This window comes from Lysinibacillus sp. fls2-241-R2A-57 (genome assembly GCF_030209535.1).
Taxonomy (GTDB): Bacteria; Bacillota; Bacilli; order Bacillales_A; family Planococcaceae; genus Lysinibacillus.
Map to the genome: position 1 here is coordinate 1 of NZ_JARVRU010000209.1, position 12,612 is coordinate 12,612.

The following is a 12,612-nucleotide window of genomic DNA, read 5'->3' on the forward strand; positions in this document are numbered from 1 at the left end:
AGCGCCGATGGTAGTTGGGGGCTTCCCCCTGTGAGAGTAGGACGTCGCTAGGCAATCTAAAGTCTGAGAATTGTTTCTCAGGCTTTTTTAATTTTTAGGCTGTCTTATACAACAAATGTATAGGACAGCCTTTTATTTTCAGTCAACGAATGTGTTTTCTGTGCGAAAGCGAAGCGACAGCAACAAAAGTGTTTTCTGTGCGAAAGCGAAGCGACAGCAACAACATTTCGCCAAGGAAAAATCTAAAATTCAAGAGCGTTTCGAAGATTATTTAAATAAGATTGGCTAACGGGTAGTTCACTTCCATCCTTTAGCGTGACAATAAAGTTGGAAGTAAGATCACGAGCCATTTTTTTTATGAAATGAATATTAACAATATAAGATCTGTGAATGCGAATAAAAGATGACGGTAGACGCATTTGAAGTTCTTTCAGTGTAATACTTGTTTTAAATTGTTCCCCCTCCACATAAAACCACGTTTTTTTCTGCAGGCTTTCAATATGAGAGATTTTTTCAATTGCAACAGGATTCCATTCCTCTTCTTGCTTTCCAGTTAAAAATTGAAAGGGCTCTACTTTTTTTTCGGTAAAGCTTGAAGGTAATACTACAACAAGTGCTGCAGGCACATTTAAAATGTTTATAGGGTAGCCTATCCCGTAATAGGGTGTTTCAAATAAGGAATTATCTAAAATGGCGTCTGTTCGTTTCCTTGTGCGTAGAACTTGCTCTGCAATGCTACCGGATTGTACTTGTTGACCTACCTCCAAATTGATGTTTTGATGTCCAGAATGAAAATAGATATAGGAGTTTTCGGCAGCAATTGCAATAGATGAATGGACTGGAACCCAGTCTTTTAACATTGAAATAAACTGTTGTGAAATATCTTTTGGCAAAGAATTAAACTCATTGTTCATTGTGAATATCCCCCTTGTTTGTAAACAGTTTACCAAATTTCGTCGCCGAAAAAAGCGGTTTCATCATTAAAATTTGGTATTTTATCTAAAAATAATGAAAATTCAGATGTTCTGTTATATATTAATTTACAACAAATAAACCTGTTATGGAACAGTAGATTAAAAGTTTTTTAACAGAGTGTATTGTATACAAAGGGGAAGGTGGAATTTTAATATGTCAACACGTCAAGAAAAAATCCAAGCATTAGAAAAACAATGGGCAGAAAACCCACGTTGGGCAGGCATTGAACGCGGTTATTCAGCTGAAGAGGTTGTTAAGTTACAAGGTTCTGTTGTACTTGAACAAACTTTAGCAACTAAAGGTGCGGCTCGACTTTGGAACTCTTTACATGAAGAACCGTTCATTAATGCATTAGGTGCATTAACTGGTAATCAAGCTGTACAACAAGTGAAAGCCGGATTAAAAGCAATCTATTTATCAGGCTGGCAAGTAGCTGCTGATGCTAACCTTTCTGGTCAAATGTATCCTGACCAATCTTTATATCCAGCAAACTCTGTACCGGCAGTAGTTAAGCGTATTAACCAAGCTTTACAACGTGCAGATCAAATCGATCATGCTGAAGGACGTGTAGATCAATTTGATTGGTTCGCTCCAATCGTAGCAGATGCTGAGGCAGGCTTCGGTGGTCCTCTGAATGTATTTGAACTTGTAAAAGGCATGATTGAAGCTGGAGCTGCTGGTGTTCACTTAGAAGACCAATTAGCTTCTGAGAAAAAATGCGGTCACTTAGGTGGTAAAGTTTTACTTCCAACACAAAATGCTGTTCGTAACTTAATTGCTGCTCGTCTTGCAACAGATGTAATGGGCGTTGAGACGATTTTAATCGCTCGTACAGATGCTGACGCTGCTGATATGGTAACATCTGATATCGATCCGCGTGATGCTGAGTTTATTACTGGCGAACGTACTCCAGAAGGCTTCTTCCGTACAAAACCAGGCATCAAACAAGCGATTGCTCGTGGTTTAGCATACGCGCCATATGCAGATTTGATTTGGTGTGAAACTTCTAAGCCATCACTTGAGGAAGCTCGTGAATTTGCGGCAGCTATTCATGCTGAATTCCCAGGTAAATTGTTAGCTTACAACTGTTCACCTTCATTCAACTGGAAAGCGAATCTATCAGAAGAAGAAATCGCAGAATACCAACGCGAGTTAGGTAAGTTAGGATATAAATTCCAGTTTGTTACATTAGCTGGTTTCCATGCATTAAACCACTCTATGTTCGAGCTTGCGCATGATTATAAAGATAATGGTATGGCTGCATACTCTAAGCTACAACAAGCTGAGTTTGCATCAGAATCAAAAGGCTACACAGCTACACGTCACCAACGTGAAGTAGGTACTGGTTACTTTGATGACGTATCTCAAGTTATCTCTGGTGGTACTTCTTCTACAACAGCGATGGCTGGCTCTACTGAAACAGAACAATTCGTATAAGTTTCATAAAATACGTGTATTCCTAAATTCATAATCATAGATCTGTCTCCTCCGCTCCTCCTAAAGCGGGGGATGACTATTTAAAATCGTAAAGGTGGGGGAAACAACTGATGGAACAAGCAACAACAGGTAAGCTTAAAATTGTTGGGGAACAAAACGAGCAAACAAAAGAAATTTTAACACCAGAAGCCCTTGAGTTTGTTCTTGCCCTGCATGAAAAATTTGATGCTCGTAGAAAAGAGCTGTTAGAGGCTCGTCAAGAACGTCAAAAGCGTCTTGATGCAGGTGAGAAACTCGACTTCTTACAAGAAACAAAGCATGTTCGTGAGGGAGATTGGACAATTGCGCCACTTCCAGCAGATTTGCAAGACCGTCGTGTAGAAATTACAGGACCTGTTGACCGTAAAATGGTTATTAATGCTCTAAACTCTGGTGCAAAAATGTTTATGGCTTGCTTTGAGGATGCATCTGCTCCGACATGGGAAAACATGATTGGCGGCCAGATTAATATGCGTGATGCTATTAATAAGACAATTGAATTCACACAAGCATCCAATGGTAAAACATATAAGTTAAACGAAGAAACAGCTGTATTATTAGTTCGTCCACGTGGTCTTCATTTACTTGAAAAGCATGTACTAGTGGATGGGGAACCGATTTCAGGTAGTTTCTTTGATTTCGGTCTGTATTTATTCCACAATGCTAAAAATGCATTGGCACAAGGTACTGGGCCTTATTTCTACCTACCGAAGCTTGAAAGCCATTTAGAGGCTCGCTTATGGAATGATATCTTTGTTTATGCACAGGATTATATTGGAATTCCACAAGGGACAATTAAGGCTACTGTATTAATCGAAACAATTTTAGCAGCATTTGAAATGGATGAAATTTTATATGAACTACGTGAACATTCAGCGGGTCTGAATTGTGGACGTTGGGATTACATTTTCAGCTATATTAAACGTCTGCGCAATCAACCCGATGTAATTTTACCAGACCGCGGACAAGTGACAATGACTGTACCATTCATGAAGGCATATACGTCTTTATGTATTCAAACATGTCATAAACGTAATGCTCCTGCGATGGGTGGGATGGCAGCACAAATCCCTGTTAAGGGTGATGATGACGCGAATGCTGTGGCATTTGCAAAGGTTGCAGAAGATAAACGCCGTGAGGCAACAGATGGCCATGATGGAACTTGGGTAGCACATCCAGGTATGGTTGCAACGGCGATGGAACAGTTTGATGCGATTATGACGACGCCAAACCAAATCCATAAAAAACGTGAGGATGTAACTGTTGCAGCAGAAGATTTAGTAGCTGTTCCAGAAGGTACAATTACACTTGAAGGTCTTCGTGTTAACTGTAGTGTAGGGGTTCAGTACATCGCTTCTTGGCTACGAGGAAACGGAGCTGCACCGATTAACAACTTAATGGAGGATGCTGCAACTGCAGAAATCTCCCGTACACAAGTATGGCAATGGATTCGTCATCCAAAAGGTATCTTGGAGGATGGTCGTGGCATTACATTGGCATTCGTACTAGAAATCTTGGAGGAAGAACTTGTGAAAATTAAAGAGGCTGTTGGGGAACAAGCCTATAACAGCGGTCGCTATGATGAAGCTGCTGAGCTGTTTAAATCTTTAATTGAGCAAGATGAGTTTGCCGAATTCTTGACGCTTCCAGGTTACGAAAAATTAGCTTAATTTGCTTTCAGCAATCGCTGAAAGAAGTTAAAGCCTCCGGACGCAATTATGCCGAGGCATAATTGATTTGAAATACGAATCTACTAAACGAACATATCCAACTTTCCTAGATTGTTGTGGACTGAACTCGAATGCAGTCCACTCTAATTTTCTACTAATGTGACGAGCGGGGTCTGTTCCCCCGTTCCGTACTGAAAAATGAGCACGGTTACAAATTTATAAGGGGTCTACTTAAATAAAGAGATTTAAAAGGGGTGAAAGATGTCTTGCGGGCTTAGATGGGGAGCTTGTAAGGCATCTTTTTATCTTCATTCTAAGGAGGAGCGTAAAATGCGTAATAAAGAATTATTATTAGTTCCTGGACCAACTCCAGTAGTCGATGAAATTTATGATGCATTAGCAAGTGAAACGAGGGGACACACAGACCCACGTTTTGTTTCGATCTATAAAAATGCCATAGAACAAACAAAAAAATTATTACAAACAGATGGCGAGGTTTTTGTCATAGCTGGATCTGGAACACTTGCTATGGAAATGGCGATTGTTAATACAGTTGGCAAAGGAGAAAAGCTACTCGTAATTAGTCACGGTTATTTCGGTGACCGATTTACACCATTAGCCAAAGCTTATGGTATTCATGTAGAAGTACTACAGGCTGAATGGGGTAAGCAAGTTGAGATTTCTACAGTTGAAGAAAAATTAGCAGAGGGTAATTTTAAAGCTGTTACAATTACACATGCGGACACTTCTACAGGTGTAGTATCCGATTTGGATGCATTGGTATCCGTTATTAAGAAGGCTGGTGCACTAGTTATTTTGGATGGAGTTGTAGCGACAGCTGCTCTTGATGAAAATATGAGCAAGGAATATGGTCGTCCTGACTACAAATTAGATATTGTGTTAACAGGGTCGCAAAAGGCAATTGGTGTACCACCAGGTTTAGCGATTATCGCCTTCAATCAAACTGCTTTAAAGGCACGTGAGGCATTAGGGTCAATTCCGGCCTATTATAGCGACATTAAAAATTGGATTCCGGTAATGAATGACCCAGGGAAATACTTTGCAACGCCTCCGGTAAATTTAATTTATGCATATGATGTGGCGATGAACATTGTACTAGAAGAGGGGATGACAAAACGTGAGGCACGTCATGTCGCATATGGTTGTGCAATAAGAGCTGCATTATCCACGTATGGTATGGTGGCACTGGCCGAGGAAGCGGTTGCTGCACCGACACTTAGCTGTTTACTTTATCCTGAAGGGGTAGAGGATGCGAAATTCCGTGCAAAACTTGCAGAAAAAGGCGTGATAGTAGCTGGTGCACTAGCGCATTTAGCAGGAAAAGCCTTCCGTATTGGGCATATGGGCAATACAACCCCCGTAATGCTTGAAGAGGCAGTAAGATTAATAGGGGAAACATTAAATGAAGTAGGCTGCACAGTGGATATAGAACAAGCTGTTACATGTTTACAAGAAAAATTAGCTATTGTTGCGAAATAACTATTTGAAAAGAGATGTCATGAATCATGAGACATCTCTTTTTTTGATTAATTAACTACGGTGGGAACAAAGCCATCATAGCCTATATTGCCAAGGATTATTTAAAGGATGTTCATATTAAACATAAAATTGGCTCATCACCAAAAGTTGTGGATGAAATTTGTTAAGATGTATGCCTTGTATATAAATTGATCTTCGTTCCAACTGGGCGACTCTTTGGGGATCAGCGTCACAGATGAGACCCTGCAGCGTAGCGGATGTTATCTGTGCGAAAGCGAAACGACAGCAACAAATGTTTTATCTGTGCGAAAGCGAAGCGGCAGCGGCAAATGTTTTATCTGCGCGAAAGCGAAGCGGCAGCGGCAAATGTTTTATCTGTGCGAAAGCGAAACGACAGCAACAAATGTTTTATCTGTGCGACAGCTACAAAGCGCCCAGTCGGAATGGAAATCAACCACACGTTAGGGGGATGAGCCATGAAATTGCAATATCCTTTTTTTATGCACAAAAAACGATAATTTGTTATATTGTTTATATAACAATTATGGAGATGATATGAATGTTTATTCAAATAGAGCCACAATCTGACGTTCCCATTTATGAACAGGTGACGCGGCAAATTATTGAAGGAATTGCAAGAGGGGATATGAAGCCGGGTGATGCTTTGCCATCTGTACGTAATTTAGCGGCTGATTTAGGTGTAAATATGCATACTGTTAATAAGAGCTATCATGAGCTAGAGGAGAAGGGGATTATTACAATTAGAGCCAAATCAGGTGCTATTATTCGTTCGGCAGAGGAGCGCGCCTTAACTTCTGAGCAATTACAGCAAATTGAAAAAAATTTAAAGCCTGTTGTGGCAGAAGGAATGGTGCTCGGCGCAACAGCAGAGCAAATCGAGCACATGATGAAAAAAGTATTTGCTGATTTGCAAATAGCAACAGAAGGGGTGTAGTACATGCTACTTGCTGTTTTTTCAACAATCTACATCATAACATTAGCTTTACAAGCGTTTGTTCCGTTTATAGTACGGGAAACGATTGTCTTTGGTGTGACTGTACCTGAACAAAACGTAAAACATCCCATATTGAGGGAAATGAACAAGCGTTATGCTCAAATTGTAGGAATTTCTGGTGTAATGTTGTTAATTGTTATGATTGTCAGCTATTATTACCTTGCACCGTCTGAGTTCATGCAAGGTAATTTGCTGCTTGGATGCTTATTTGCCATGCTTGCAGTCAGTATGACACTATATTGGGTGTACCATCAAAAAGTTTTAAAACTTAAAAAGCAAGAGCAATGGGGCTCGAATATTAAACAAGTTCGTGCAATTGACTTAACAGCACGAAGTCTTGATGAAATGCTTCCGTGGCCATTTTATGTAGTTCCTTTTGGTGTTACGGTGTTTTTAATTATCTTTACATTCCTTCATTATGATCAAATACCGAACAATATTGCTGTACACTGGGGGGCTAACGGTGAAGCGGATTCTTGGAGAAGTAAAACGTATTTTACTGCGCTTTCACTGCCGCTTGTTATGCTAATGATGCAATGTATGATGTGGGGGATTGTAGATTCCATTAAGCGATCGGCTATCAAATTGGCTGTTAATCGTAAAGATGAATCATTGGAAGATCAGTTAAAAAGTCGAAAATATATTAGTTGGAACATTATGTTATTAAGCTATGCCATAACTATATTATTTACAGTATTACAGTTAAGCAATATCTATCCTTCGATGACTACAGGAAATAGGCTGTTGCCGGTATTTATATTATTTTTATTACTCGTTCTTGGCTCAGTATTTGTTTACGCATGGAAAAAACGCAAGCTGAGTATGGGGATAATATCGTTTCAGAGGTAATGGATGTTGATGAGGATTGCTATTGGAAGGGTGGATTAATTTATATGAATCGTCAAGATCCTTCCGTTTTTGTCGAAAAACGCTTTGGGGTCGGTTGGACGATGAATTTTGCAAATCCACGAGGCTATATCGTAATTGGTCTGCCATTACTTATATTGCTGTTGATTTCTTTCTTTTCGTTATAATATGGATGAAAGTAGTTATTAAAGATCTCCTCATTCCTATCGGGACAATGTACAACGTAAGACTCAATGGATGCTTGCAGATTGTCCGCGGTGGGGAGTGAACTTAAAATAGTGTACAGGATGGAGGTAAGGCTTGAATGAAAATTCTCGTTGTAGATGATGATGTACATATTTTGCAGCTAGTGAATATTTACCTGACAAGAGAGGGCTATCAGGTGTTGCAGGCGGAAAACGGACATCAGGCTCTTAAATTACTGGATGGAAACTTGCCTGATTTGGCTATTGTGGATGTCATGATGCCAGGAATGGATGGATTTACATTAACCGAAACATTGAGCCAGGATTACGATATTCCTGTTTTGTTATTAACGGCAAAGGGCGAGATTGAGGACAAGGAACGAGGGTTTTTGGCAGGCTCAGACGACTATGTTGTGAAACCATTCGAGCCTAAAGAATTACTGTTTCGCATAGCTGCCATATTACGTAGACTTGATAAGAAAAATCAGGTAACAATCCAGGTGGGGAGGCTAGTTATTGATCGTCGAAGCTTTGAAGTTATCATTGGGGACGATACACTCGTTCTGCCTTTAAAGGAATTTGAGCTATTGGCATTACTAGCATCTCGCCCGAATCAGGTGTTTACACGTAGTTATATTATGGAACAGGTGTGGGGCTATGATTATGATGGAGATGAGCAAACTTTAAATACACATGTGAAGCGGATCCGTGAGCGTCTGCATCGTTATGAAACAGATGTTGAGATTACAACGGTACGTGGTGTAGGGTATAAGCTTGAGGTTATTGCATGATGAAAACGTTATATAGTAAGTTTGTTGTCACGACTTTGCTCGTTATGATAGGAAGCTTGTGCATCGGCTTTTTAGCAACAAATACTTATTATCACCAAGTTATAAAGGAAAAAAATGATGCTAAAAATGTGAATATTGCACAGGATATTGCGAAATACATCGAGACAGCAAAACCTAAAGATTTAGATAATTATTTCAAAACTCTTGGCGAAATTGGTTATCAAACTTATGTAACGACTGGTGATGGAGGGCAATTTTACGGTGGTAAATATCGTGATAAAACACTGTCATCCAATACTGTTAAGTATGTTTTAGACGGGGAAATTTATCATGGTATGCGCGATTTCCCAAAAGAGACTTTTATGACAGGCTTTTTTGCGAATGAACTAATTAATACGATAGGTGTGCCATTTACATATGAAAATAAGCATTATGCACTGTTTATAAGACCGGATATTCGCTTGCTATTCTCGGAGGTGCATACGATACTTGGTGGGCTTATTCTTGTGATGGCAGTACTTAGTCTATTGTCAATGCTACTATTTGCAAAAGCACTAATTCGCCCTATTACACAGTTAACAGAGGCAACACATCAGCTTGCACATGAAAAGTTCGATACGTTACTGGATATAGATCGAGCGGATGAGATTGGACAATTAGCAGTTAGCTTTAATGTCATGACAGAAAAATTACAGGAAAATGATCGAATACGTAAAGAGTTTATTAGCAATGTATCCCATGATTTTCAGTCGCCATTGTTGAATATCCAAGGCTATGTTGATTTGTTAAGGAATCCCTTGCTGACCGACAGAGAAAGGCAGGAATATACGACGATTATTGAGCTAGAAACGAAGCGTCTGTCGACATTAACGAAGCAATTACTTTTACTAACATCACTCGACCAATCTACAAGGTTGTTAAAGTGTGAGCCTTATCGAGTAGATGAGCAATTGAAGGAAACGGTAAGAAAATATCGCTGGCAGCTTGAGGAGGCAAATGTACAATTATCGTATCAGCTTGAACCAGTAACATATGATGGGGATGCTGGGCTATTACAAAATGTTTGGGACAATTTATTGACGAATGCCATTAAATATAATGTCGTAGGCGGGGAAATTCATGTTCACTTGCAAGAATCCCCAACCTCAGTTGAAGTAATCGTTGAGGATAGTGGTATAGGGATGACTGCTGATCAATTACAAAAGGTATATGATCGCTTTTATCGCGCGGATGCTTCTAGAACAAAGCAAGGTACTGGGCTTGGACTAGCCATCGTAAAGCAAATCGCTGAGCTACACGGAGGAACGGTTCAAATGGAAAGTACAATTAATTCGGGTACAAAGGTTCGAATCGACTTACCCAAATTGTAATGAGGAGTTCATATAAAGTTCATGTTCATGGGATACACTACTGAATAAGTTGAAAAAACTTAGGAGGAGTTAACGTATGGAACAAAAATGGAGTTTACGCCTTATTCGTCTTGCTGCAATTTTTGCCTTATTTGGTACGTATCTAGGCTCACATATGTCTGGTTCTGGTAGTTATGAATATAGACCGATACACGCCCACGTTTTATTAGTTGGCTGGTTAAGTATGTTTGCATGGGGCATTTTCTATCGTGCCTTCAAAGTGAAATCACAAAAATTAGTAGCTGCACATGGTTGGACAGCAATTATCGGTGTTTTTGGCTTAACAATCGGCATGTGGTTCTACAATATAAATCCATTTAATTTTAACCCAACATTTACATTGGTCTTCTTTATCGTAGGTGGGACAACATTATTAATTAGCTTTGCTTTATTTATCTTTGTAACATTTATGGTAAATCAAAAAGAAGAAATGAAGAACTAGAAAAAATACCGTGTCACTGTCTTTATTAAGAGGTGGCACGGTATTGTTTATGAAGAACAGTTTTATTTGGTTTTTCGCCAAAGGTTCGGTATGATATTTATTGAAATATATACCATATATAAGTTGATTGGAGTGGAGACTGGGCGACTCCTTGGGGATCAGCGTCACAGATGAGACCCTGCAGCGCAGCGAAGCGGCTCATCGGGCGCCCCCAGGAAAGCGCCCAGTCGGAACGGAAATCAACCCCACGCTATGGTAATGTCCTTTATTTTATATTTTCAAGTGACTTTTTAAGCCATTTTGTTGCCTCAGTATAATCCTGTGCAACACCGTGTCCTTTTTTGTAAAGCATACCAAGCTGGAATTGTGCCTTTTGATGACCTTGTTTGGCGGCCAGTCGATATAGTTGGGCTGCTTTCGCAAAATCCTTCGGTACCCCTTGTCCATGACTATGCATTTGAGCTAATTGGTATTGTGCTTTTGCATGGCCCTTAGCGGCAGCTTGTTCAATCCATTTTGCTGCCTCAGTATAATCCTGTTCGACACCTTTTCCTTTATCAAATAAATTACCGAGCTGATATTGAGCACCTGAATGTCCTTGAATAGCTGCTAGTCGGTAGCAGCGCCGTGCCTCTTCTAAGTCCAGTTCGATCCCCAACCCGTGCTCATATAATAACCCTAATTGATATTCAGCCTGAATATGAGACTGATCAGTAGCGGCTCTCCACCATTTTATTGCTTCAACATAATTCAATTCAGCTTCATATAATAATCCGAGCTCGTACTGAGCATCAGCATAGCCCTTTTCAGCAGCAGCTTTGAAGTATGGGAAAGCTTTGTCTGGTTGCTGAAGTTGGTATACATAAATACGTCCAAGCTCAAAGCCTGAACTTATATGTCCATTGTTAGCGGCAAGCTGTAACCATTTTTCAGCTGAAGCTACATCATTTTCTTTGACATAAAGCACACCGAGACAGTATTGAGCATTTAAGTGTCCTTTATGTGCAGCGAGCTTAAACCATTTTATAGCCTCTACGCGATCTTGAGGTATACCTTGACCAGTGTTATATAGCATAGCTAATTGAAATTCAGCATTTGTATGGTCTTGAAGTGCAGCAAAATGAAGCCATCTCGCAGCTTCTTCAAAATTTTGCGAGATCCCACGGCCTTTAAGATACATATAGCCAAGATTATACTGAGCACTTGCATCGCCAGCTAATGCAGCCATTTCAAAGTAAGCTATAGCTTCCTCATAGCTTTGTTCAACACCAGTCCCATTATGATAAAGGAAGCCCAGATTATTTTGAGCACTTGTATTCCCCTGATTGGCCGCTAACATGTACCATTTTGCTGCTTCGGCAAAGTTCAGTGGCATACCAAGTCCTTGATTGTATAGAACACCCAGATTGTACTGAGCATCTGCGTTCTCTAAGTTTGCAGCAGCTTTGTAATATTGAGCGGCTTCTTCATAATTTTGTACAACACCATGGCCTAAATGATAGAGCACACCTAAGCTATAAAGTGCGTTTGCATCATTTTGCGCAGCGGCTCGTTTATACCACATTTTTGCCATTGCATAATCTTTCTTTACACCACGGCCTTGATTATAGAGAGCGCCTAAATTATATTGAGCACTTACATTTCCTTGTTTTGCAGCAAACTCAAACCAGCTTGCAGCATTTTTATAAGCCTCGGTTGATTGGTCATCTTGAAGTAGCATATTTACATCAAAAGCTGAAGTAATATCTTCAAAGGGGCCAATGCGAATCAATTTTGCCTTTAAGCTACGGTCATAGCGTTCAATAAACCATTCTACAATATCACTTATATAATCAAGAACAATTTTTGCCGCCTTTGCCTCCACGATTTCACTACTATTATTAGAAGTCATTTTGTTTACAAGATTCATTAATAAATAAATGCGACGTGGATGTATTTTTGCAACAAAGCTACGATTATTGAGTAATGATCGAATATTTTTTAGCTTCGGTTCTGATTGCATTTCCAGCTTATAAAGCTCATATAAAATTTCCTCCAGTACAAGGAGTGATTTTTGTAGGGATATAGCTGGCTTTGAAACAGCAAGCGAGCTAGCATCCTGCAAATTTTTAGATAATTTAATAAGGGACAAAGCTTTTAATTTTTTACAATGATCTTGGAGAATTTCATATTGAAATGACAATAGTACTCACCGCTTTCATAAAAATGGGTCATCACCATAACGAGGGGTTGATTTCCGTTCCGACTGGGCGCTTTGTTGCTGCCGCTTCGCTTTCGCACAG

General features: G+C 39.7%; 13 protein-coding genes. 11 read left to right on the top strand and 2 right to left on the bottom strand.

Going from position 1 to position 12,612, the window contains the following annotated elements:
- Positions 1-242: 242 nt before the first annotated feature.
- Positions 243-914: a LytTR family DNA-binding domain-containing protein gene (locus tag QRN68_RS25290; protein ID WP_285400092.1), complete on the bottom strand. Its 672-nt coding sequence runs from the start codon at positions 912-914 to the stop codon at positions 243-245.
- A 214-nt stretch (positions 915-1,128) separates the two neighbouring features.
- Between QRN68_RS25290 and aceA the strand changes: the two genes are divergently transcribed.
- The 11 genes from aceA to QRN68_RS25345 all read left to right on the top strand — a co-directional run bounded on the left by aceA (position 1,129) and on the right by QRN68_RS25345 (position 10,647).
- Positions 1,129-2,412 carry an isocitrate lyase gene (gene aceA, locus QRN68_RS25295; RefSeq protein ID WP_285400093.1) on the top strand — a complete coding sequence of 428 codons (1,284 nt, stop codon included), beginning with the start codon at positions 1,129-1,131 and terminating at the stop codon, positions 2,410-2,412.
- A 110-nt stretch (positions 2,413-2,522) separates the two neighbouring features.
- Positions 2,523-4,121 (top strand): malate synthase A, encoded by a 1,599-nt coding sequence (gene aceB / locus QRN68_RS25300; RefSeq protein ID WP_285400095.1) that lies wholly within the window; start codon positions 2,523-2,525, stop codon positions 4,119-4,121.
- Positions 4,122-4,451: 330 nt separating this feature from the next.
- Positions 4,452-5,621 (top strand): pyridoxal-phosphate-dependent aminotransferase family protein, encoded by a 1,170-nt coding sequence (locus tag QRN68_RS25305; RefSeq protein ID WP_285400097.1) that lies wholly within the window; start codon positions 4,452-4,454, stop codon positions 5,619-5,621.
- Between the two features lie 216 nt (positions 5,622-5,837).
- Positions 5,838-6,086, top strand: a complete 249-nt coding sequence (locus tag QRN68_RS25310) for a hypothetical protein (RefSeq protein ID WP_285400098.1) — start codon at positions 5,838-5,840, stop codon at positions 6,084-6,086.
- A gap of 94 nt (positions 6,087-6,180) precedes the next feature.
- Positions 6,181-6,576: a GntR family transcriptional regulator gene (locus QRN68_RS25315; protein WP_285400100.1), complete on the top strand. Its 396-nt coding sequence runs from the start codon at positions 6,181-6,183 to the stop codon at positions 6,574-6,576.
- Between the two features lie 3 nt (positions 6,577-6,579).
- Positions 6,580-7,485: a DUF1648 domain-containing protein gene (locus tag QRN68_RS25320; RefSeq protein WP_285400102.1), complete on the top strand. Its 906-nt coding sequence runs from the start codon at positions 6,580-6,582 to the stop codon at positions 7,483-7,485.
- Positions 7,437-7,670, top strand: coding sequence for a DUF5808 domain-containing protein (locus QRN68_RS25325; protein ID WP_285400103.1), 234 nt, complete (start codon positions 7,437-7,439; stop codon positions 7,668-7,670). Before QRN68_RS25320 ends, QRN68_RS25325 begins: the two co-directional genes overlap by 49 nt.
- A gap of 137 nt (positions 7,671-7,807) precedes the next feature.
- Positions 7,808-8,479 carry a response regulator transcription factor gene (locus QRN68_RS25330; RefSeq protein WP_285400104.1) on the top strand — a complete coding sequence of 224 codons (672 nt, stop codon included), beginning with the start codon at positions 7,808-7,810 and terminating at the stop codon, positions 8,477-8,479.
- On the top strand, positions 8,479-9,849 hold the full coding sequence (locus tag QRN68_RS25335; RefSeq protein ID WP_285400109.1) for a sensor histidine kinase: 1,371 nt from the start codon (positions 8,479-8,481) through the stop codon (positions 9,847-9,849). Before QRN68_RS25330 ends, QRN68_RS25335 begins: the two co-directional genes overlap by 1 nt.
- A 76-nt stretch (positions 9,850-9,925) precedes the next feature.
- Complete coding sequence (locus QRN68_RS25340) at positions 9,926-10,330, top strand: hypothetical protein (RefSeq protein WP_285400105.1); 405 nt, start codon at positions 9,926-9,928, stop codon at positions 10,328-10,330.
- A 170-nt stretch (positions 10,331-10,500) separates the two neighbouring features.
- Entirely contained in the window at positions 10,501-10,647 is a 147-nt protein-coding gene (locus QRN68_RS25345; RefSeq protein WP_285400107.1) for a hypothetical protein, read from the top strand.
- Here the strand turns inward: QRN68_RS25345 and QRN68_RS25350 are convergent.
- Positions 10,596-12,512, bottom strand: a complete 1,917-nt coding sequence (locus tag QRN68_RS25350; protein WP_285400108.1) for a tetratricopeptide repeat protein — start codon at positions 12,510-12,512, stop codon at positions 10,596-10,598. The genes QRN68_RS25345 and QRN68_RS25350 overlap by 52 nt on opposite strands.
- Positions 12,513-12,612 lie beyond the last annotated feature (100 nt).